Source organism: Halochromatium glycolicum, assembly GCF_016584085.1.
GTDB lineage: Bacteria > Pseudomonadota > Gammaproteobacteria > Chromatiales > Chromatiaceae > Lamprobacter > Lamprobacter glycolicus.
Genome location: NZ_NRSJ01000004.1, coordinates 129,473 through 152,157, shown reverse-complemented (window position 1 = coordinate 152,157; position 22,685 = coordinate 129,473). Strand labels below are relative to the sequence as shown.

General features: G+C 65.5%; 18 protein-coding genes. 6 read left to right on the top strand and 12 right to left on the bottom strand.

The window, feature by feature from the left end:
- The first annotated feature begins 12 nt into the window (after nt 1–12).
- The gene (gene nhaD / locus CKO40_RS03835) at nt 13–1,434 is read left to right on the top strand and encodes a sodium:proton antiporter NhaD (RefSeq protein WP_200344873.1); all 1,422 of its coding nucleotides are present in this window, start codon (nt 13–15) and stop codon (nt 1,432–1,434) included.
- Between the two features lies 1 nt (nt 1,435).
- On the opposite strand, the gene dnaQ is transcribed toward nhaD, so the two are convergent.
- From dnaQ to CKO40_RS03820, 3 genes are read right to left on the bottom strand one after another with little or no spacing between them, the layout of a single operon-like run.
- Nucleotides 1,436–2,158, bottom strand: a complete 723-nt coding sequence (gene dnaQ, locus CKO40_RS03830; RefSeq protein ID WP_200344872.1) for a DNA polymerase III subunit epsilon — start codon at nt 2,156–2,158, stop codon at nt 1,436–1,438.
- A gap of 28 nt (nt 2,159–2,186) precedes the next feature.
- Complete coding sequence (gene rnhA, locus CKO40_RS03825; protein ID WP_200344871.1) at nt 2,187–2,663, bottom strand: ribonuclease HI; 477 nt, start codon at nt 2,661–2,663, stop codon at nt 2,187–2,189.
- Nucleotides 2,650–3,420, bottom strand: coding sequence for a class I SAM-dependent methyltransferase (locus CKO40_RS03820; RefSeq protein WP_200344870.1), 771 nt, complete (start codon nt 3,418–3,420; stop codon nt 2,650–2,652). The genes rnhA and CKO40_RS03820 overlap by 14 nt, the downstream gene beginning before the upstream one ends.
- Before the next feature lie 306 nt (nt 3,421–3,726).
- Here CKO40_RS03820 and CKO40_RS03815 point away from each other — a divergent pair, with 306 nt between their 5' ends.
- On the top strand, nt 3,727–4,731 hold the full coding sequence (locus CKO40_RS03815; protein WP_200344869.1) for a transglycosylase SLT domain-containing protein: 1,005 nt from the start codon (nt 3,727–3,729) through the stop codon (nt 4,729–4,731).
- 160 nt (nt 4,732–4,891) lie between these two features.
- Here the strand turns inward: CKO40_RS03815 and CKO40_RS24130 are convergent, their stop codons facing one another.
- Genes CKO40_RS24130 through queC form a run of 3 tightly spaced genes read right to left on the bottom strand, consistent with a single transcriptional unit; the run spans nt 4,892 to nt 7,581 of the window.
- Nucleotides 4,892–5,659: a radical SAM family protein gene (locus tag CKO40_RS24130; protein ID WP_242476791.1), complete on the bottom strand. Its 768-nt coding sequence runs from the start codon at nt 5,657–5,659 to the stop codon at nt 4,892–4,894.
- 36 nt (nt 5,660–5,695) lie between these two features.
- Entirely contained in the window at nt 5,696–6,880 is a 1,185-nt protein-coding gene (locus CKO40_RS25585) for a 6-pyruvoyl trahydropterin synthase family protein (protein WP_200344868.1), read from the bottom strand.
- Complete coding sequence (gene queC / locus CKO40_RS03795; protein ID WP_200344867.1) at nt 6,880–7,581, bottom strand: 7-cyano-7-deazaguanine synthase QueC; 702 nt, start codon at nt 7,579–7,581, stop codon at nt 6,880–6,882. The genes CKO40_RS25585 and queC overlap by 1 nt, the downstream gene beginning before the upstream one ends.
- Nucleotides 7,582–7,803: 222 nt before the next feature.
- Here queC and CKO40_RS03790 point away from each other — a divergent pair, with 222 nt between their 5' ends.
- From CKO40_RS03790 to CKO40_RS03775, 4 genes are read left to right on the top strand one after another with little or no spacing between them, the layout of a single operon-like run.
- Nucleotides 7,804–8,994: an ABC transporter substrate-binding protein gene (locus CKO40_RS03790; protein WP_200344866.1), complete on the top strand. Its 1,191-nt coding sequence runs from the start codon at nt 7,804–7,806 to the stop codon at nt 8,992–8,994.
- On the top strand, nt 8,991–12,692 hold the full coding sequence (locus tag CKO40_RS03785) for an EAL domain-containing protein (protein WP_200344865.1): 3,702 nt from the start codon (nt 8,991–8,993) through the stop codon (nt 12,690–12,692). Before CKO40_RS03790 ends, CKO40_RS03785 begins: the two co-directional genes overlap by 4 nt.
- A complete protein-coding gene (locus CKO40_RS03780) occupies nt 12,689–14,422 on the top strand; it encodes a DUF7125 family protein (RefSeq protein WP_200344864.1) in 1,734 nt (577 codons plus the stop codon). The genes CKO40_RS03785 and CKO40_RS03780 overlap by 4 nt, the downstream gene beginning before the upstream one ends.
- Nucleotides 14,419–14,733 (top strand): thioredoxin domain-containing protein, encoded by a 315-nt coding sequence (locus CKO40_RS03775; protein ID WP_200344863.1) that lies wholly within the window; start codon nt 14,419–14,421, stop codon nt 14,731–14,733. The genes CKO40_RS03780 and CKO40_RS03775 overlap by 4 nt, the downstream gene beginning before the upstream one ends.
- A gap of 168 nt (nt 14,734–14,901) precedes the next feature.
- Here CKO40_RS03775 and fba read toward each other — a convergent pair whose 3' ends face one another.
- The 6 genes from fba to tkt form a co-directional block, all read right to left on the bottom strand.
- On the bottom strand, nt 14,902–15,966 hold the full coding sequence (gene fba / locus CKO40_RS03770) for a class II fructose-bisphosphate aldolase (RefSeq protein WP_200344862.1): 1,065 nt from the start codon (nt 15,964–15,966) through the stop codon (nt 14,902–14,904).
- Between the two features lie 61 nt (nt 15,967–16,027).
- A complete protein-coding gene (pyk, locus tag CKO40_RS03765) occupies nt 16,028–17,476 on the bottom strand; it encodes a pyruvate kinase (RefSeq protein WP_200344861.1) in 1,449 nt (482 codons plus the stop codon).
- A 91-nt stretch (nt 17,477–17,567) separates the two neighbouring features.
- Nucleotides 17,568–18,749, bottom strand: a complete 1,182-nt coding sequence (locus CKO40_RS03760) for a phosphoglycerate kinase (protein ID WP_200344860.1) — start codon at nt 18,747–18,749, stop codon at nt 17,568–17,570.
- An 86-nt stretch (nt 18,750–18,835) separates the two neighbouring features.
- A complete protein-coding gene (locus CKO40_RS03755; RefSeq protein ID WP_200344859.1) occupies nt 18,836–19,315 on the bottom strand; it encodes a Uma2 family endonuclease in 480 nt (159 codons plus the stop codon).
- A 103-nt stretch (nt 19,316–19,418) separates the two neighbouring features.
- On the bottom strand, nt 19,419–20,420 hold the full coding sequence (gene gap, locus CKO40_RS03750) for a type I glyceraldehyde-3-phosphate dehydrogenase (protein WP_200344858.1): 1,002 nt from the start codon (nt 20,418–20,420) through the stop codon (nt 19,419–19,421).
- 132 nt (nt 20,421–20,552) lie between these two features.
- On the bottom strand, nt 20,553–22,565 hold the full coding sequence (gene tkt / locus CKO40_RS03745) for a transketolase (protein ID WP_200344857.1): 2,013 nt from the start codon (nt 22,563–22,565) through the stop codon (nt 20,553–20,555).
- Nucleotides 22,566–22,685: the final 120 nt, after the last annotated feature.

Below are 22,685 nucleotides of genomic sequence, written 5' to 3'. Positions count from 1 at the left end.
TAAGGACCTCCCATGCATCATCTGGCTGTCCGCACGCTGGCCCTAACCCTGCTTTCGCTCGCTCCCAGTATCGTCTTCGCATCCGAGACGATGCAGCGGCTCGATCTGACCACGAGCTGGGTCGGCTTCACCTCCATCATCATCTTCGTGATCGCCTATGCGCTCGTGATGGCCGAGGAGTTCACCCACCTGCGCAAGTCGAAACCGGTGGTGCTCGCGGCCGGCCTGATCTGGATCTTCATCGCCTACTACTACACGGCCCATCATGGCGATTACCACACCGTCGAGGCGGCGGTGCGGCACAACATCCAGGAGTTCGCCGAACTGTTCCTCTTCCTGCTCGCGGCGATGACCTATATCAATGCGATGGAGGAACGGCGGGTCTTCGAGGCGCTGCGCTCCTGGCTGGTCCGCAGCGGTTTCAGCTACCGCACATTGTTCTGGCTGACCGGCTTCCTGGCCTTCTTCATCTCGCCGGTCGCCGACAACCTGACCACCGCGCTGCTGATGTGCGCCGTGGTGATGGCCGTGGGCGTGGACAACAGGCGCTTCGTGGTGCTGGGCTGCATCAACATCGTCGTCGCAGCCAATGCTGGCGGCGCCTTCAGCCCGTTCGGCGATATCACGACGCTGATGGTCTGGCAGAAAGGGATCATCGAGTTCCAGACCTTCTTCCTGCTGTTCATCCCATCGCTCGTCAACTATCTCGTGCCGGCCTACTTCATGGGTAAGGCGGTCCCGGAAGGGACGCCGCCGCCGCACGAGGACAACGTCGGCATGAAGCGCGGTGCCAAGCGGATCGTGCTGTTGTTCCTGCTGACCATCGCCACCGCCGTCAGCGTCCACAACTTCTTCCATCTGCCGCCGGTGCTCGGGATGATGACCGGGCTCGCCTACCTCAAGTTCTTCGGCTATTACCTGCAAGTCACCCGTGAGCTGTCGACTGTCAAGGTCGGCAGTGTCGAGGACTCGATGCCGTTCGATATCTTCAACAAGGTCGCCAGGGCCGAGTGGGATACCCTGCTCTTCTTCTACGGCGTCATCCTCTGTGTCGGCGGCCTCGGGTTCATCGGCTATCTGGAGCTGGTCTCGCACGGCGCCTACGGTGTGCTCGGGCCGAGCATCGCCAATGCCCTGGTCGGCGTCCTCTCGGCGCTGGTCGACAACATCCCGGTGATGTTCGCGGTGTTGACGATGAATCCGGACATGTCGCAGGGGCAGTGGCTGCTCGCAACCCTGACCGCGGGGGTCGGCGGCAGCATGCTCTCGATCGGATCGGCAGCCGGTGTCGCGCTGATGGGCCAGGCGAAGGGGCTCTATACCTTCTTCGAACACCTGAAATGGACCAAATTCATCGCCCTAGGCTATCTGGCGAGCATCCTGACCCATTTCATCGTGAACTTTTGGACCTTCTCGATCCCAGTCAACAGCTGAATTAAGCCGGCCAAACGCAGCCGCCATCGCTCGCCTTGTCGATCGCGCGCAACCGCTCGGCGTGGGCCGTCAGCTCCGCCGAGCTGGCGCGAATCACCGGCAGCGGTGGCCGGTTGCTGTCGATCCGCCGGAGCGGCAGTCCGCCGTGCCCGCTGCTGCGCCCGGAGAGGCCATCAGCAGACTCGCCGCCAAACGCCAGGCTGACCTGACCACCGGTCATCGCCAGGTAGACATCGGCCAGGATCTCGGCGTCAAGCAAAGCCCCGTGCAGGTCACGCTTCGTGTTGTCGACCTCATAGCGTCGACAGAGCGCATCCAGGCTGTTGCGCTGACCGGGATGCCGCTCACGCGCGAGCAGCAATGTATCGACCACCGTACAGAGGTCTTCGATACGCGGCGCATCGGCGCGCCATTGCCGCAGCTCGTGGTTCAGGAAGCCGACATCGAACGCGGCGTTGTGAATCACCAGCTCGGCGCCGCGGAGGTAGTCAATCAGCTCCTCGGCGATCTCGGCGAAGCGCGGCTTATCCGCGAGAAAGGCGTTCGAGATGCCGTGCACGGCGACCGCGCCGGCGTCGATCTCGCGCTCCGGCTGCAGATAGCGGTGGAAGTTGGCCTTGGTCAGCTGGCGCTCGACCAGTTCGACACAGCCGATCTCGATGATCCGGTGCCCCTCGGTCGGTTCGAGTCCAGTCGTTTCGGTATCCAGTACCAGTTGTCGCATCGCTTCGATCCTCTCCAACAGTGGCTCGTCAACGGCGGTTGGGGATGCCCTGATTCGCGAGCTGATCGGCACGCTCGTTCTCTGGATGACCGCTGTGACCGCGCACCCAGCGCCATTGCACCCGATGTCCCCCGAGCGCCCGATCGAGCCGTTCCCAGAGGTCCCGGTTCTTGACCGGCGTCCCTTGCTTGGTCATCCACCCGTTGCGCTTCCAACGGGCCATCCAACGCTCGACGCCGTCCTGCACATAGCGGGAATCCACCGTGAGCAGCACCTCGCTCGGCCGGGTCAAGGCCTCCAAGGCCTGGATCACCGCCATCAGCTCCATTCGGTTGTTGGTCGTCTGCCGTTCACCACCATAGAGCTCCTTCTGGTGCTCGCCATAGCGCAACAAGGCGCCCCAGCCCCCGGGGCCTGGATTGCCGCGGCAGGCCCCGTCGGTAAAGACCTCGACCGGACGCACGCGCGAAGGCGCCGGCGACCGGCTCGCATCAGGATCGCGCATGGTTCCCCTCGCGCGCGGTGGGCTTGACCGCCCCGCCGGGCAGGAACGGGGCGCGCGCCTTCCAGCGTGGGCGCAGCGGCGTCGACAGGGTGACGCGCTTGACCGCGCGGACCACATAGGCACCGCCGAGTACCGGCCACCAATCGGAGCCGGTCTTCTCCAGCCAATCGAGCCGATGACTATAGGCCGAGCGCAGCGGCGGCCGGAACACCAGCCATTCCCGCATCTCCAGCTGAAACCCGAGCACAGCAAGCCAGTCGCCTAGCCGTGAGGCCGTCAACTGGTTGCCGCACCAAGGGACGCGACGATTGCGCAGCAGACCCCGCATCAGCCCCCAGGTGCTGAATGGATTGAAGCCGACGATCAGGATGCGGCCCTCCGGGATCAGCACCCGCTCGGCCTCGCGCAGCACATGCTGCGGCTGCAGAGCGAAGTCGAGCGTATGCGGAAGCAGCATCGCATCGACGCTCGATGCGGCCAATGGAAGCTGATGCGCTTGCGCGGCGACCGGCGAGCCGCGCCAGCCGGCATGGGCATGATCGCCCAGCGTGACCCGGGTGCGGATGCGGCTATGCTCCAGCAGATCCGCGAACTGAGCAGCGCAGCCGATCTGGACCAGGAAGTAGCCGAACGAGTTCTCGATCATCCGCTCGACACAAGCGGTCTCGGCTTGGGCCACCTGCCGCCCGACCGGCGTCTTGTACCATTTGCCGAGCACCTCGAGCGGATCATGATCCTCCCAGTCGCAGGGCCTCATGCGGCACTCCGCCTCAATCCGGACAATCTCACCAGCACCCCAAGCGCACCGGCCCGAGCCCCGAACAGCACCACCCGCGTCCAACGACTGGCATCGATGCGGGATTTCCCGTATATTTTGTCTGTCAAGCGCGTCAAAACAAGAACAAAGCGTCTCTTCTGCGAAACCAGCCGCTGCGACCTCATTATGCCAATTGCCCGGCAATCCCTGCTCCTTGCCTACCCCCTGATCGGTCTCGTCGCTTCCCTGAGCGGCTGTGCGACCTCATCCGACCCTCAGATCACAGCCAGCAACCAGCCCTTCTCGGTGTCGGCCCGTGAATATGGTTATGTGCGGCCCGCTGTCGATATCCGGGTGATCGGGCGAGAGCACGGTCAAACGCAGCGGGTGTATTTCGCCGGCTCTGGAAGCCGCTACGGTTCGACAGCAGGCGCCCGATCGGGCGGCGACCTGTGGGACCGCGTCCGCGATGGAGCGCGCCTTGGGGTAAGGTCTCATCCGCGCGTCGATCGCGCGCTGAGCGCACTGAAACGAGATTCGGATTATCTCACGGATCTGACCCGCCGGGCGCGGCCCTACCTGCATTTGATCGTCGAGGAGCTTGAGCGTCATGGGCTCCCGACCGAGCTCGCCCTCCTACCCGAGGTTGAGAGCCGCTACAACCCGCGCGCCGTCTCACCGAAGAGCGCGACCGGGATGTGGCAGTTCATGCCCTATACCGGCACCCAGATGGGTCTCAAGCAGAATAGCTGGTACGACGGTCGTAACGACATCCTAGCCTCCACCCGCGGCGCCATCGCCTACCTGCGCGAACTGCACCGCGAGCTCGATGGCGACTGGGCGCTGGCGCTAGCCGGCTACAACGCCGGCCCGGCCCGCGTCCGCGCCGCCCAGCGTGCCAACCGGGCAGCCGGCAAGCCTATCGACTTCTGGTCGCTCGACCTCCCAAGCGAGACCGAGCACTATGTGCCGAAGCTGCTCGCGATCGCACGGCTGGTGCGCGAGCACACGGCCCATGGGCTGGACATGCCGCCGATCGCGGATCAACCGCGGCTCGAGGTCGTTGAGGCCAGCGGCCAGATCGACCTCGCCGAGGCAGCAAAGGCCTGCGGCGTCCCGTTCGCTCAGCTCCGCGAGCTGAACCCGGGCCTCAAGCGCGGCAAGACCCTGCCGAGCGGCCCGCATCGCGTGCTCGTCCCGGCCGGGACCGGTGACCCGCTCAGAACCGCGTTGGCGAAGGCCGGCAAGCTCGGCGGCTCCGGCCTGGCCGCAACCGAACAGCGGACCCGGACCCTTAGCGGCGGTAGCTGAGGCATCTGGCTGACTGGCAGCGAAGAGATCCTAACAGAACGCCCTCTGCGGCTCGACAATTCAGCAGCTTATGTAGGCTAGGCGGGCATTTCGATAGGGCGTCGAAGACGTCGGGGCCGGCTTGCGGCGCCTCCGCACAAGCCGCGTCAACGCGAGTCAGCTAGGGGATACCAAGGAGCTTGTGCAATTGCAGGCTCAGCCGCCACTGCGGGTAAGCACGGCAGTAGGCCAGCGCCTGCTCGGTATTCGCCGCCAGCTCGGGTCCGTCCATCGGCTGGAGGAAGAACTGATCGAAGGCAAGCCCGCTGTAGCGCTCCGGCGGCGCCTCCGGCTGCGGGAAGACCAGCTTGAGCTCGTCACCGCTCGTCAGCACCAGCGGCGCCCGCCCTTTCGGACTGACGCAGACCCAATCAATACCCGGCGGCGCCGGTCGCGTGCCATTGGTCTCGACCGCGATCTCGAAGCCGCGCCGATGCAGCGCCTCGATCGCTGCGCTGTCCAGCTGCAAGAGCGGCTCGCCGCCGGTGCAGACGAGATAGCGGTAACCGGTACTTGAGCGCGAGCCGGCGCCGGAACGCGAGTCGAAGCCAGGAACTGAGTCCGAATCGAGGCCGGAGCCCACGACAACACCTGAGCCCGAGGCCGAATCTGAGCTGGAGCCCGAGGCCGAGCCGGAGTCAGCCCCTGCCTCCCAGAGCTCTTCCAGATGGTCGGCCAAGGTCTCGGCGCTCAGGAAGCGCCCGCCGCCAACCCCATCGGTGCCGCGGAAGTCGGTATCGCAAAAGGTGCAGACCGCTGACGCCCGATCGCGCTCACGCCCGGACCACAGATTGCAGCCGGCGAACCGACAGAACACCGCCGCGCGCCCGCTGCGCGCACCCTCCCCCTGCAGGGTGTAGAACGCCTCTTTGAGCTGATAGCGAGCCATCACCGTCTGACTCGGGAGCAGGGGTTCGGGTTCAAATCAAAGCGGAAGTCGTGGCTTGCCGTTAGAAGGCGCGACAGCATCCCAGCTCAGCAGCACGCCGCGACCCTTGCGCTCGGTCAATTCGAGCCGATCGACCTGCGGCAACGACCCAACGACCTGCTCCCGAATCCACAACGCCAGGTTGGCGGCGCTCGGGTCCGAGAGCTGTTCCAGCTCATTGAGCTCATGATGATCGAGCTCGTCGTAGACCGGTTTGAACAGCCGCTTGACATCGCCGTAGTCGACCGTCCAGCCCAAGACCTCGTCCAACGGCGCGGTCAGATGCAGCCGTAGCCGATAGCTATGCCCGTGCAGGCGCCGCCGTGCGTCGCCGTCCGGCGCGTTGCGCAGGCGCAGCGCCGACTCGAACCGCATCTCCTTCCAGATACGGTAGGTCTGACCGTCATAGTGGCAACCGGCGGTCGCCGTTTCGTAGACACTGACCTGCGCAAGTGCAGGCAGCTGCGGCTTGAGCCGCTCCCAGAGCCAATGCGCCAAGCGTTCGCTGGTCGGATTCTCCAACCCGGGCACATCATTCAGGCACCGATGATCGAGCCGCTCATGCAATGGCGCCCAGAGCGCGTCCAGCTGGGCATCACCGAGCGCGCCGCTCTCTCCGATCTGGCCGCTCGCCGCGTCATCGATCGGACCCTGATCGCTCGAACGGTCGAGCGCTACCAGCAAGCGCACCGCGAAGCCATGGCCATGCATCCGGCCGCAGGGATGATCGGCCGGGACATTCACCAGACGATGTGCGGCCTCGAGCTCGAACCGCCGCCACCAATAGACCCGCTGATCGTCACCGGGCGCTTCGCCGTCAACGAGCTCGACTCCCTGGTCGGCGGTGCTCTGGATACCGACCTGTGCGATCGCAGCCGGTGCCTGCAGCGCGTTGCCGAGTCTTGTCCGCAGCCAGACCGCGAGGCTGGCATCGGTTGGCAGCGGCAGATGGGCATTGAGGTCCGCGTAATCGAGCGGGTCGATCACCCGCTTCAGAAGCACATCGAGCGCCTCGGTCTCGGCACCGTCGAAACCGCCCCAGCCTGGAGGCAGCTCGGCCAGCGCGCGGGCGCTGAAGCTGTGTCCGTGCAGACGACCGGCGCGGTGCCCGGGTGCCAGCGCCGCAATCCGCCGCGCGGCTTGAAACGGCGCCTCAGCCAGATGGAACAGACGCTCCGACATCAGGGATGGTCCTCAAACCGCTGCAGTAACGGATCGGCGAGCCCGGCCTCGGCGAACCCCTTCGCGCGCAGCAAACAGGCATCGCAGTGGCCGCAGGGGCGGCCCTCAGGCCCTGGATCATAGCAGCTGCTGGTAAGCCCATAGTCGACGCCGAGCGCGTGGCCGCGACGGATGATCTGCGCCTTGCTCAGGTCGATCAGCGGTGCGTGGAGCCTCAGGCGTTGGCGCCCCGAGACCCCGGCAGCAGTCGCGAGATTGGCCATCTGCTCGAACGCGGCGATGTACTCGGGCCGGCAGTCCGGATAACCGGAGTAATCCAGCGCGTTGACGCCGATGAACAGATCGCTCGCACCGATCACCTCGGCCCAGGCCAGCGCAAGCGACAGGAACACCGTGTTGCGGGCCGGGACGTAGGTCACCGGTATCCCCTCTCCGATCGCCTCGGCACTGCGATCCTTGGGCACCGCGATCTCCGCAGCCGTGAGTGCCGAGCCGCCGAACTGGCCCAGATCGATCTCGCTGATCCGGTGCTCGAGCGCCCCGAGCGCAGCAGCAACCCGGGCCGCGGCCTCCAGCTCCGCCCCGTGACGCTGACCATAACGGAACGAGAGTGCATAGGGCTCGAAGCCCGATGCCCGAGAGATCGCCAACACGGTGGCCGAATCCAGCCCGCCGCTCAGCAATACCACCGCCTTCGTCATCTTACCCTCAACCTTCCGCCAACACGCTTGCTGTGCGCCAACGGCCGCAACGAAGCATCGGCCTATCATCTCGATGATCTCTCATTTCGCCTTGGATGATCCAGCAAAGTCAACGATACTTCATGTCCTATGCCTATCCTCTGGCTCAGATGCCCTGGTTTACCGAGACCACCGCTTTGTTCGATCTCTCGGGGTCGCTGGTTGTCGCTCGCGCTAGGACTGATGGCCGTCGTCACCGGCTTGGCGCCAGCAGCACCACCCTCGTCGGGCTTAATACAGACTCCGTTGCGGCTCGCCGGTGTCGAGTACCTCGGCGACCTGCCGACGCTGATCGCCGCCGAGCAGCGCCTGTTCGAGCGCCATGGGATCGCCGTTGAGGTCGCGTTCACCGGGTCCGGAAGGGACAATCTCGCCAAGCTGCGCGCCGGCGAGACCGACTTTGCGTTGATGGCCCTGACACCGTTGGTGCTCGACCTGCTCAATGATCCCAACCCGGGCGCAACCGATGACCCGGTGATCCTGGCCTCGATGCTCCACTCGACCTCGCTCAATCAGGTCGTATTCCGGACTGACCAAGGGATCGAGACGCCGGCCGACCTGAGGGGCCGGCGCCTCGCATTGCCACAAGGGACCAATGCCGAATTCCTCTGGTGGGTGTTCCGGACCATGCATGGCCTGGAACCAGGCGATCTGGCGGTGCGGCATGATCCGATCGACGCGATCCCGGCGCTGTTGCGCGCCGGGCACATCGACGCGGCGGTGATCTGGGAGCCCGATATCGCCCGGCTGCGTGGGCAGCTGGGTCCAAGGCTTGGCCAGTTCTCGATCAGTCGTTTCTATACCGCCCGTTGGGTACTCGTGACCCGGCGCGAGACCGCCGAGGCACGGGCCGAGGTCTGCTCCGCCCTGCTGAGGGCCTACCGGGATGCGATCGACCGGATCGAGCGGCAGGGTCGCGCCTCGCTTGCGCGCTTTGCCGAGCGCTTCGATGCACCGCTCGATGAGCTGAGCCGGAATTGGAATGCACTCGATTATGACCTCAGCCTCGACTGGTCACTGATCGCCGCCCTGCAGGGGCAACTGCACTGGGCCGAGCGGATGATCCGGCAGCAAGACCGGCAGCAAGACCGGCAGCAAGACCGGCAGCAGGACCGGCAGCAGGACCGGCAGCAGGACCGGCAGCAGGGTCAGGAGCAGGACCGGCAGCAAGACCGGCAGCAGAGTCATCAGCCGGCAGCGCAGCAGACAGACCCGCCGGCAGGCTGGCGCCTTGGGCAGGGCGATCCGCCACGCCCTCGGCAACTGTCCGTGCTCGCGCTGATCGCCGCCGGCCCGTTACGCCAGCAGTTTCCGAGCGCCGTCGGCATCCCGTCGCAGCGGCCGATACCGCCGCGCCGCGCGCCTGAGCGATGAAGCTGCTGCATCTGTCCATTGCCAGCATCATCGGTTCGGCGTTGGGGGTGCTCCTGCTGCTGGCGTTGACCCTGAACGCTGCGGATCAGGTCCGATCCATCCAGGCCGACATCAGCGAGCTGTTCTCGCTGCGCGAGCGGATCGATCAGCTCTCGGTCGCCACCGACAACCTTGTGCTGCAAGGCGCAGGTGCCGAGTTGGCCGGCAGCGTCCGGACCGAGGCCGACGCGATCAGGGCTCAGCTCGAGGGGCTCGGCGACACCCACCCGGACGCGCTGAAGGCGGCACGGCTGGTAGAGCTGCTGATCACCAATCTCTTCATCATCACGAACGGCTCCTCGGCCGGCTCCTCGGCCGGGGCGGGCAGCGCGGGCGATGGTGCCGAGGCCCTGACCATCAGGCCGGCACCGGTCTCCGACCAAAGCCGCATCCTGCTAAGCCAGATCGCACAGCACGGCATCGCACTCGACACGGCACTGGACGACGTGCTGCGCGAGCGCCGCGCGGCGCTGGCCAACCGCGCTCAGGCGGCCGCGGTTCGGCTCGTGATCGCCGCGTTGCTGTTCGGGTTGCTCTGCATAGCCGCCTTCGGACTGATCTACTGGCGGATCGCGACGCCGATCCGCCGGCTTACCCAGACCGTCGCGCGAATCGGTGCCGGTGATGGCAACGCCCGCGCGCAGGTATCCGGTCGGGACGAGACCGCGGTGCTCGCCAAGACCCTGAACCGGATGCTGGATCAACAGGAGGTGAGTCGGCAGCGCCTGCTCCAATATTGCCAGCTCGTCGAGGGCAGCGAAGACCTGATGGCGATCGCTGATGAGCACTACCGATACCTGCTGGTCAACGACGCCTACGCGCGGGCGTTCGGCCGTGAGCGCAGCAAGGTCGAAGGCGCCTACATCTGGGAACTGCTTGGCGAGCCCTACTTCGACGCCGAGGCCAAACCGCGGTTGGATCGCTGTCTATCCGGTCAGCCCGAGCGCTACGAGACGCGACGGCGCGGGGCCGATGGGCGCGAGCGCGAACTGCTGGTGCGCTACTTTCCGATCACGCCAAGCAGCGATGGGCGGCGCCAGGTGGTTGCCGTCATCACCGACATCTCCGAGCTCAAGCAGGCTGAGCGACAGGTCCGCGAGCAGGCCCACCTGCTCGATATCGCCGGCCGGATCGCGCGTTTCGGCGGTTGGCGTGTCGACTTCGCGACCAATCGGGTCGAATGGTCTGCCGCCGTAACCGCGATCCACGGCATGCCGGAGGGTTATTCGCCCAGCGTCGACGAAGCCATCGCCTTCTATGCCCCTGAGGACCAGGACCGTATCCGATGCGTCTTCACCCAGTGCCGTGAGCAGGGCATCGCCTATGACGAGGCCCTGAGGATCATCAACGCCGACGGGGAGCCTGTGTGGGTCCGCGCCACCGGTGAGGCCGTCCTCGACGCCGATGGCCGGATCAGCTCCGTACAGGGCGCGTTCCAGGATATCTCGGCGCTGAAGTCGGCCGAGCATGAGGCAGAAGCGCTGGCCGAGCGGCTGCAGAAGACACTCGAGAGCATCACCGACGGCTTCTTTACGCTGGACCGCGATTGGCGCTTCACCTACTTGAACCAGGAGGCGGCGCGGCTGCTCCAGCATCCCCGTGAGCAGTTGCTGGGGCAGGACTTCTGGCAGTGCTTCCCAGAGGCGATTGGCACCCGGATCGAGCGCGCCTACCGGCAGGCGATGCTCACGCAGGAGACGACGAGCTTCGAGGAATACTATCGCCCGTTTAGCACCTGGTTCGAGATCCGCGCCTATCCGTCTTCCGATGGCCTGGCGGTCTATTTCCAGGACGTCAGCGAACGGCACCGAATGGTGCGCAGCCTGCAATCGCAGAAGTCGGCGCTGCGGCGCTCACGCGACCAACTGGCCGAGCTGGTCGAGACCAGGCGGGCGCTGATCGATTCACTGCCGGCCCACATCGCGCTACTGGATCGACAGGGACGCATCATCGATGTGAATGACCAGTGGCGCCGATTCGGCGAAGAGAACGGCCTGCACGACGCGCTCTCGGGCATCGGTACCAATTACATCGAGCTCTGCGACCGCGCCACCGGCGACCGGTCGAGCGAAGCGGCACCGATCGCGCAAGGGCTTCGTGATCTGCTCGCCGGCGACCAGCACACCTTCGCGCTCGAGTATCCCTGTCACTCGCCCGACGAGCAGCGCTGGTTCCGCGTGACCGCGAATCGGCTCAAGCGTGAAGATGCGCTCGGCGCGACGGACCAAGGCCAAGGCGCCGTGGTGATGCATGTCGACATCACCGAGCGCAAGCTGGCCGAGCTGCAGCTGAGCCAGCTCATCAACCGTGACCGACTGACCGATCTGCTGACCCGAACCGGCTTTACGAAGGCCCTGAACGAGTACCTTGACGCCAACCAGGACGGCTCGCCTGCGGTGCTGGCGATGTTCGACATCAAGGACCTGCGCGACGTCAACGATGCCTACGGGTTCGAGGCAGGCGACCAGTTGCTGATCGAGGTCGCGCGTTGGCTCGAGCGTGTGGCCGGCAGCAATGGTCTGGTCGGACGGATCGCCGGCGACGAGTTCAGTGTGCTGCTGCCGGTGGCGCCCGGCGCTGATCCACACGAGCCTGTTCAGGCGCTCAAGCGGATCTCGGAACACCGATTTCTCAGACCCGAGATCGGCATCGAGATCGCGATCGATCTTGGCTACACGGTGGTCACCGATACCGCGGTCCCGGCCGAGGAACGGCTGCACCAGGCCGAGCTCGCGCTGTTCCAGCACCGCGCCCACGGGATCGCGCCGCCAATCGCCTACAATGCCGAGCTCGATCAGCAGGTCCATGAACGCCTCGAGCTGAGCCGGGACCTGCGGACCGCCCTCGACGAGCGGCAGTTCGAGCTCCATTTCCAGCCCAAGGTCCGGCTCGTCGACGGCCAATTGGTTTCGGGCGAGGCCTTGTTGCGCTGGAACCATCCGCAGCGCGGACTGCAACCGCCCGGTCTCTTTATCCCGATCGCCGAGCAAAGCCAGCAGATCGGCCCGATCGGCGAATGGGCGCTGCATGAGGCCTGCCGGCGCCTAAGCGAATGGCAGCAGGCTGGACTCGAGGTCGTCGGCATCGCGGTCAATGTCTCGCTGATCCAGTTTCGCCTCACCGATTTCCCTGGCGCGGTCCGCACCGCGATCGAGACCTACCGGATCGACCCGGGCGCGCTGACGCTCGAGATCACCGAGAGCGTGTTCGAGGGCGCCTCGACCTCGCTGCTGCAAGAGCTGAACGCACTGCGGGCGCTCGGCGTTCGGCTGTCCCTCGACGACTTCGGCACCGGCTATTCGTCGCTTGCCTATCTGCAGCGCTATCCATTCGATGAGATCAAGGTGGACCGCTTTTTCGTCGCGAGCGCGCTCGATGACCACTACAGTCGCCGAGTGCTGCAGACGGTCAAGGGCGTCGGGGATGCATTGGGGGCCGATCTGATCGCCGAAGGGATCGAATCGGAGCCGGTCCGTCAGGCCCTGCTGGACATGGGCTACGAGCTGGGGCAAGGCTATCTGTTCAGCATGCCGCTCGAGACCGAGGATTTCCGCTGGCTTCTTGAACAAGGCTGCCAGCTGCCGCTCGGTGCCGGCGCCACCGCGGCTCGCGCAGACTCCCGAACCGAATCCCACCGAACCGCAGAGCGAGACGCATGACGGAACCCGATCAGGCCATCACCAAACGCCCAACCGGTATCACCGGCCTCGACTGGATGACCCACGGCGGCCTGCCGGCTGCCGGCGGGACATTGGTGCTCGGCCGCCCGGCATCCGGCAAGACCGTCTTGACGTTGCAGATCATCGCCCAGGCGCTCGCGCGCGATGAGGCCGCTGTGTTCGTCTCGTTCGAGGAATCGCGCGCTCAGGTCCTGCGCGACGCGGCCTCGTTCAGCTGGGGACAGCGCCTGGCCGAGCACCCGGGCTTCGAGCTGATCGATGCCCGGCCGAGCCAGGGTGCTCAGGTCTCGGGGGAGTTCGACCTCGGCGGGCTACTGGCCGGGATCGAGCATTGCGTTCAGCGTACCCGAGCCGAGTGGCTCATTCTCGATGGCATCGACCAGCTGCTCTATCGACATCGCGACCCGTTCGTCGCGATCGAGCAGGTGCACCGGGTCAGTGACTGGTCCGAGGAACGCGGGCTGACGCTGCTCTTGACCGGCAAGCTCGATCAGAACGCGCTCGCTCCCAAGCACCTCGAGGGTGTCGAGTTCCTGTTGCCGAGCGTCATGCTGCTCTCGACGACCCTCATCGAAAGCCGGCTCGCCCGCCGCTTTCGGATCGCGAAGTATCGCGGCAGTGACCATACCGCCGATGAGGTCCCGATGCTGATCGACACCGATGGGGTGCACTTCCCCTACACCGAAGAGGACAGCAGCACGATCCGAGTAGAGCGAGCCAGCCAGGAACGGCTCAGCACCGGAATCGGCCGGCTCGATGAGGTCCTCGACGGCGGGCTCTACCGTGCCTCGACGATCCTGATCTCGGGCCAACCCGGCACGGCCAAGACCACGCTCTGCGGCAGCTTTGCCGCCGCTGCGACTGCGCGCGGCGAGCGCGTGCTCTACCTCAGTTTCGATGAGATCCAGGCGCCGGTGATCCGCAATCTGGCCTCGGTCGGTATCGAGCTCGGCGCACCGATCGAGGCCGGCCTGCTGCGCTTCGTCACGCGCGAGGCCTGGAGCAGTCTGCTCGAGACCCATTACCATGCGCTGGTTCGCGGCATCGAGGAGTTGGAACCGGCCTGCCTGATCATCGACCCGATATCGGCGCTGTTCAAGGCGGCCGGGCCAGACGATGCGAAGATCGCGATCGAGCGCCTCTTGAGCAAGACCCGGGCAAGCGGCATCACAACGGTGCTGACATCGCTCAACAGCGATGACGACCCGGGCAGCGAGGCGACCCTCAGCCATGTCTCGACGCTGGCCGACACCTGGCTGACGCTGGGCTTCAATGTCGTCGGCGGCGAGCGCAACCGCTCGCTCTCGGTCGTCAAATCACGCGGAACGGCGCACTCGAATCAGGTCCGGGAACTGATCCTGGCCGACGGCGGCCTGGATCTGGCCGATGTCTACGAGTATGGCACCGAGGTGCTGATGGGCACTGCACGGCTGCAGAAGGAGAGCGAAGAGGCCCTGAATCGGCGCTTGAGGGCGCTCGAAGACACTCAACGCCGGCAGGATCTGGAACGGCGCATCGAGACGGCCGAGGCCGAGGCAGCGCGGCTGCGCATCGAGCTGCAGGCGCAGCAGGAAGAACAGCGGGCGCGCGAGACGCTCTCCGAGCAGCAGCAGCGAGACGTGGTCCGGCGACGCCAGGCGGCTGCCCCCATGAGCGAGGACACGCCTGCGCAGGGCGTGCGCGAGCGGAGCGAGGGCAATCACCGATGACGACCCCGAGCGCGATCGAGGCTGCCAGCGTCGAGAGCGGGAAGCGGCCGCAACTGATCCTGTTCACGACCGGCGATGCACCGCGCTCACGCCGGGCGCGGGCCAACCTCGCCGAGGCATTGCGCCGGTTCGGACAGGACCCGGAGATGACTCAAGAGATCGACCTGGTTCAGGACCCGGCCCAGACCTTTGCCTACGGCATCTTCGCGACGCCGGCGCTGCTGCGGATCAGCGATGGCGAGGGCGCCGAGGTCCTCTACGGCGACCTCTCGGAGCCTCAAACCCTCGAGCGTTTCCTCATGGTCGATTGAGGGTGCCCGATTGCGGGGTTCGGTTGCAGGGGTTCGGTTGCGGGTGCCCGTGTGGGCGTTCGGTTGCGGGCGTTCGATTGAGGACAGAAAAAGAGGGGCGCCTGAGCGCCCCTCTTCAGCTCTGTCGCTGCGGGTCACCACAGCGACTGGCGATGGCCCAACGCGGGCTCAGTTGACCTTCGGGTCGAGCTCGCCCTTGGCATAGCGATCGGTCATCGCCTCGAGCGACAGGACCTTGATCTTGCTCGCATTGCCGGCGGTGCCGAAGGCCTCGTAGCGGGCCTTGCAGATCTCCTTCATCGCCTTGGTCGAGGCCTGCAGGTACTTGCGGGGGTCGAAGTTCTTCGGGTTCTCGGCCAGATGCTTGCGGATGGCGCCGGTGGAGGCCATGCGCAGGTCGGTATCGATGTTGACCTTGCGGACACCGTTCTTGATGCCCTCGGCGATCTCCTCGACCGGGACACCATAGGTCTCGCCCATATCGCCGCCGAACTCGTCGATGATCTTCAGCCACTCCTGCGGCACCGACGAGGAGCCATGCATCACCAGGTGGGTATCCGGGATGCGGGCGTGGATCTCGCGGATGCGCTGGATCGCGAGGATGTCGCCCGTCGGTGGCCGGGTGAACTTGTAGGCGCCGTGGCTGGTGCCGATCGCGATCGCCAGCGCGTCGACCTGGGTATCCTTGACGAACTTGGCGGCCTCTTCCGGATCGGTCAGCAGCTGATCGTGCGATAGCTTGCCCTCGGCGCCCGAGCCGTCTTCCTCGCCGGCCATACCGGACTCGAGCGAGCCGAGGCAGCCCAGCTCGCCCTCGACCGAGACGCCGCAGGCGTGGGCCATGTCGACGACCTGGCGGGTCACGTTGGCGTTGTACTCGTAGTCCATCGGCGTCTTCATGTCCTCGCCGAGCGAGCCGTCCATCATCACCGAGCTGAAGCCGAGTTGGATCGAGCGTTGGCAGACCGCTGGCGAGGCGCCGTGGTCCTGATGCATCACGACCGGGATATGCGGCCATTCCTCGATCGCGGCCAGGATCAGATGGCGCAGGAAGGGCGCGCCGGCGTACTTACGGGCACCGGCCGAGGCCTGGCAGATCACCGGTGAGTCGGTCTCGTCAGCGGCCTCCATGATGGCGCGCATCTGCTCGAGATTGTTGACGTTGAAGGCTGGGACGCCGTACTGATGCTCAGCGGCGTGATCCAGCAATTGGCGAAGCGAAATAAGAGCCATTGCGGTTCTCCTCTGTCGTTGAAGGGTTAAACGGGACGTTCCGAGCTCGTGGGCTGTTCGATCAATCGCCGGTCAGTAGCCGATGCTCACCGACGCGCATGATTTTCATGATGTTGGTCTGTCCTTCGACCCCGCTGCGATCGCCCTTGGTGATCAGCACCAGATCGCCTTCCTGGACCGTGCCATGGCGCAGCAGCTCCTCGATGACCTCCTTGTTGACCTCGTGGATATTGGTGCTCGCGACATCGAATCTTACTGGATAGACACCGCGGAAAAGGGTTACTTTTCGACGGGTTGGAACCTGTCGGGTCATCGCGTAGATCGGGATGCCGGAGCTGATCCGCGACATCCACTTGACCGTGGAGCCGGACTCGGTCAGCGCCGCGATCGCCTTCACGCCCAGGTGATTGGCGGTGTACATGGTCGCCATCGCGATGGCCTCATCGACGCGGCCGAAGACGGCGTCGATGCGATGCCCGGAGCGCTGCACCAGCCGCTCCTTCTCGGCCTCGGCACAGATGCGCGACATCGACTCGACCACCTTGGGCGGATTCTTGCCGACCGAGGTCTCGGCCGAGAGCATCACCGCATCGGTGCCGTCGAGCACCGCGTTGGCGACATCGAAGACCTCGGCCCGGGTCGGGATCGGGTTCTCGATCATCGACTGCATCATCTGGGTCGCGGTGATCACGACGCAGTTGCGCTCGCGCGCCAGGCTGATCAGGCGCTTCTGGACCGCCGGCAGCTCGGCGTCACCGATCTCGACGCCGAGGTCCCCGCGCGCGACCATCACCGCGTCCGAGGCGTCGATGATGTCCTCGAGCGCCCGCAGTGCCTCGGCCCGCTCGATCTTGGCGACGATGCCGCCCGTGCCGCCGGCGGCTTCGAGCAGCTCCCGCGCGAGCCGGACATCGTTGCCATTGCAGACGAACGAGACCGCGACATAATCGGCCTCGACCTCGGCCGCGAAGGCGATGTCGGCCTTGTCCTTATCGGTCAGCGCCGGCGCCGAGAGGCCGCCGCCCTTCTTGTTGATGCCCTTGCTGTTCGACAGGCGCCCGCCGAGCAGCACGGTGCAGTCGATGCGAGGCCCCGTCACCGATTCGACGCGCAGCTCGATCGCGCCATCGTCGAGCAGCAGGATGTCGCCCGGCGCGACATCTTCGACCATGCTGGGCAGCGTCGTGCCGACCCGGGTGCTGTCGCCGGCATCCATCGGGCAATCGGCGTCGATCGCAAAGGACACCCCTTCGGCAAGCTCCACCGCGCCCTCGCTGAAGCGGCCGATCCGGATCTTCGGCCCCTGCAGATCGATCAGCACGCCGAGGGGGTGCCCCTTGGCCTTGGCCATCTCGCGTACCTGCCGAACCCGCTCGCGCTGGCGCTCGTGCGAGTCGTGGGACATATTGAGCCGGACCACATTGAGCCCGGCATCCATCATGGCCTCCAGCACACCGGGGCCATCGGTGGCGGGCCCGAAGGTGGCGACGATCTTGGTACGTCTCGGCATGACGGCTTTGGAGAGTAGAGGTTGAGGGAAGATGGCCCGGGCTGGCGATGCGCACAGGATCGCGCCCGCACGCTCGCCAAGGGGGTGTGGCTCAGGCCTGCGCGCGGGCCTCGAGCATCGCGACGGCGGGCAAGGTCTTGCCCTCGAGGTACTCGAGGAAGGCCCCGCCCGCGGTCGAGATGTAGGAGACCCGGTCGTAGATGTCGTACTTCTGGATCGCCGCGATGGTGTCGCCGCCGCCGGCGAGCGTGAAGGCATCGGTCTCGGCGATCGCCATCGAGACGGTCTTGGTGCCCTCGCCGAACTGGTCGAACTCGAACACGCCGACCGGGCCGTTCCAGACCACGGTGCCGGCCTTCTTGATGATCTCGGCCAGCGCATTGGCGCTCTCGGGGCCGATGTCGAAGATCATGTCGTCATCGGCGACCTCGTCGACCTTCTTCTGCACGGCCGGCTCGTTCTCGTCGAACTGCTTGCCGACGACCACATCGGTCGCGATCGGGATGGTCGCGCCGGCGGCCTCGGCCTTGTCCATCAGCCCCTTCGCGGTCGCGACCAGGTCGTCCTCGCAGAGCGACTTGCCGACGTTGTGGCCGGCGGCCTTGATGAAGGTGTTGGCGATGCCGCCGCCGACGACGAGTTGGTCGACCTTGGTCGAGAGCGCCTCGAGCACGGTCAGCTTGGTCGAGACCTTGGAGCCGCCGACGATCGCGACCATCGGCCGTTTGGGCTCGGCCAGCGCCTTCTTTAGTGCATCCAACTCCTCGGCGAGCAGCAGCCCGGCACAGGCGGTCGGCGCAAACTTGCCAGCGCCGTGGGTCGAGGCCTGGGCGCGGTGGGCGGTGCCGAAGGCGTCCATCACATAGATGTCGCAGAGCGCGGCATATTGCTTGGCCAGGTCCTCGTTGTCCTTCTTCTCGCCCTTGTTGAAGCGGACGTTCTCGAGCAGCACCAGCTCGCCATCGGCCACCTCAGGGGCGGTCTCCAGATAGTCCTTCACCAGTCGGACCTCGCGACCCATCTTGGCGCCGAGGTCGGCGGCGACCGGGGCCAGCGAGTCCTCTTCCGAATAGACCCCCTCCTCGGGACGGCCGAGATGCGACATCACCATCACCTTGGCGCCGGCCTTCAGGCAGTGCTCGAAGGTGGCCATGGACGCCTTGATCCGGGCATCCGAGGTGACCTTGCCGCCCTTGACCGGAACGTTCAGATCGGAGCGGATCAGGACACGTTTGCCGGCGAGATCGAGATCGGTGAGCTTGGTGAAGGACATGGGGGGTTCCTCATTGGGTGATTGTGATGATCAAAAAAAGGACTCAGGACCAAGGTGGGCCTTGCCTGAAGCCTCGTTCGACCCTCTCATGTATCGAGCGCGATGAAGGCTGGAAAGTCCGGCGCTAATGCAGAGTGCTCCAACCTGCCGCGTGCATCGAAAAAGCGCATTGCACCGTCTAGGCACAACCAGACCTCACAGGCGCCACTTTCGAAATAGAGGGTGCGCTTCTCTTCTAGCTCGTCATCGGTATTGCTGGCCGAGCGCACTTCGATGCAGATCTCCGGCGCGATCGAGCATTCAACCTCATCCCTTATCGCCTTGACGCGATCGAGGGTCGCCCAAGCGACATCAGCCACCCGCGTCCCTTTGCGAGTCTTGATCGCGCATTCGGGCAAGGTCTTTCCATCCTTGAGGAGCGAACGCAATCGGTACTCGATCTCGCCCTGGTAGAGCGAATGGATCACCTTGACCGCATTCATGACGATCTCGCCCTTTTCGTTCGTCTCGATCTTGAAGGGCAAGTCTTGCAAGCTCGGGTGCTCACACACCTCTTGCCAGTTCATGATTCAAAACCGTGCCATCGCGTGACGGATTGGAACATGGAATAGGCTGACCGCGGCTGGGGCACGCCAGCTAGGGCACGCGGGCGCGCCCCAGCCAACCGGCCTATTTCGCGACGTGCTGCGCCATACGCAGGAAGTTGCAGGTGTAGCCGTACTCGTTGTCGTACCAAGCAACGACCTTGACGAAGGTGCTGTCGAGCATGATGCCGGCGCCGGCATCGAAGATCGACGGTGTACCGCAACCGCGGAAGTCGGTCGAGACCACCTTCTCGTCGGTGTAGGCGAGCACGCCGGCCAGATCACCGGACTCCGAGGCGCTCTTCATCGCCGCGCAGATCGCCTGGTAGTCGGTGTCCTTCTCGAGCTCGCAGGTCAGATCGACCACCGAGACGTCCGAGGTCGGCACACGGAAGGCCATGCCGGTCAGCTTGCCGTTGAGCTCGGGCAGCACCTTGCCGACGGCCTTGGCGGCGCCGGTCGAGGACGGGATGATGTTCTCGAGGATGCCGCGGCCGCCGCGCCAGTCCTTCATCGACGGGCCGTCAACGGTCTTCTGGGTCGCGGTCGCAGCATGGACCGTGGTCATCAGGCCGCGCTTGACGCCCCAGTTGTCGTTCAGGACCTTGGTCACCGGCGCCAGGCAGTTGGTGGTGCAGCTGGCGGCCGAGATGATGGCCTGGCCGTCATAGGTGTTGTGGTTAACGCCGTAGACGAACATCGGCGTGCTGTCCTTCGACGGCGCGCTCTGCACGACCTTCTTGGCGCCGGCGTCGATGTGCGCCTGGCAGCTCTCGGTGGTCAGGAAGAAGCCGGTGCACTCGAGCACCAGGTCGGCGCCGATGTCGCCCCAGGCCAGCTTGGAGGGGTCCTTCTCGGCGGTCAGCCGAATCTTATTGCCATCGACGATCATGGTGTTGCCGTCAATCGACACATCGCCGGCGAAGTTGCCGTGCACCGAGTCGTACTTGAGCATGTACGCGAGGTACTCAGGGTCGAGCAGGTCGTTGATGCCGACGACCTGCATCTCCGGGAAGTCCTTGGCGATCGCGCGGAAGGTCATGCGGCCGATGCGGCCGAAGCCGTTGATGCCAACTTTCAGGGTCATGGGTTACTCCTCGTTAACGAGCGATGGAAAGGGGGTGATGGCGCGCGTTGCGGATCAGGAAACCGGCTCTCGCAACGCGCGGCCCAGCGTCAAAACAGCGTCAAAACAGCGTCAAAGCAGCGTCAAGGCAGCCTAGAGCAGGCCCTTGACGGCCTCGGTGACGGCATCGGCGGTGATGCCGAACTCCTTGTAGACGGCCGCCGCGGGCGCCGACTCGCCGAAACGATCGACCCCGACGACCTTGCCGTGCATGCCGATATACTTCGGCCACAGGTTCGAGACGCCGGCCTCGACCGCGACCCGGGCCTTGACCGCGTCTGGCAGCACCGATTCCCTATAGGCCTCGTCCTGGGCGTCGAAGGTGTCCATCGACGGCATCGAGACGACGCGCACCTTGCGTCCCTCGGCGCTGAGCTGCTCGGCGGCCTGGACCGCGAGCTCGACCTCAGTGCCGGTGCCGATGATGATCGCCTCCGGGGTCCCGTCGCAGTCACGCAGCACATAGGCGCCCTTCTCGATCGCGCGCATCTGCTCATCGGTTCGGCTCATGTGCGGCGCACCCTGGCGCGAGAACACGAGCGCGGTCGGCCCGCTAGTGCGCTCGAGCGCGAGCTTCCAGGCCACCGCGCTCTCGACCGAGTCGCAGGGACGCCAGGTCGACATGCGCGGGGTCAGGCGCAGGATCGAGACCTGCTCCACCGGCTGGTGGGTCGGGCCGTCCTCGCCGAGGCCGATCGAATCGTGGGTGTAGACGAAGATCGGGTTGATCTTCATCAGCGAGGCCATGCGCACCGCGTTGCGGGCGTACTCCATAAACATCAGGAAGGTCGCGCCATAGGGCTTGAAGCCGCCGTGCAGCGTCAGCCCGTTCATGACTGCCGACATGCCGAACTCGCGCACGCCGTAGTAGATGTAGTTCCCGCTGGCATCGTTCGGACCGATCCCCTTGGCGCCGGACCAGAGGGTCAGGTTCGAGCCGGCGAGGTCGGCCGAGCCGCCGAGCAGCTCCGGCAGCATCGGGCCGAAACCGTTCAGGGCCTGTTGCGAGGCCTTGCGGGTCGCGACCTTCTCGCCCTTCTCATCGACCGATTTGATGAACTCCCAGGCCTTGGCGTCGAAGTCCTCGGGCAGCCCGCCAGCCATGCGGCGCTCGAATTCGGCGGCCTCGGCCGGGAACGCGGCCTTGTAGGCGGCGAATCGCTCGCCCCAGGCTGACTCGGCGGCGGCACCCCGCTCCTTCGCGTCCCAGCCCGCGTAGATCACATCGGGCACCTCGAATGCCGGGTGGGTCCAGCCCAGCGCCTCGCGGGTCAGTGCGATCTCGTCGTCGCCGAGCGGGGCGCCGTGGCACTCCTCCTTGCCCTGCTTGTTCGGTGAGCCGAAGCCGATGATGGTCTGGCAACAGATCAGCGTCGGCTTGTCGGTGACGGCACGGGCCTCTTCGATCGCTGCCTTGACCGCCTCGGGGTCATGGCCGTCGACCTTCGGGATCACGTGCCAGTGATAGGACTCGAAGCGCTTCGGGGTGTCGTCGAGGAACCAGGCCGGGACATCACCGTGGCCGCGCACCTCGCCGTCGATCGAGATGTTGTTATCGTCATAGAACGCGATCAGCTTGCCGAGCCCGAGCGCGCCGGCCAATGAGCAGGCCTCGTGCGAGATACCTTCCATCAGGCAGCCGTCGCCGAGGAAGACATAGGTATAGTGGTCGACGATCTCGTGGCCGGGCTTGTTGAACTGCGCCGCGAGCGTCTTCTCGGCCAGCGCCATGCCGACGCCGTTGCTGATACCCTGCCCGAGCGGACCGGTCGTAGTCTCGATGCCCGGGGCGTAGCCGTACTCGGGGTGACCAGGCGTCTTCGAGTGCAGCTGACGGAACTGTTTGATGTCCTCGATGCTCAGATCATAGCCAGTGAGATGCAGGAGCGAATAGAGCAGCATCGAGCCATGACCGTTGGAGAGGACGAAGCGGTCTCGGTCTGGCCACTCCGGATTCTGCGGATTGTGCTGCATGTAGTCGTTCCACAGCACCTCGGCGATATCGGCCATGCCCATCGGTGCGCCCGGGTGCCCGGACTTGGCCTTCTGGACCGCGTCCATGCTGAGCGCACGGATCGCGTTGGCGAGTTCTCTGCGTGAGGACATCTGCCCCTCCTGAGTTGAATTGTCGGATGACGGAATCTGTTCGTGGTCGGCTGCCAGCGCGCCTCGGCCGGAGAGGCCACGGCGGCAGACGCGTCTGCGCGACGGCGCCCTGGAGGGTCG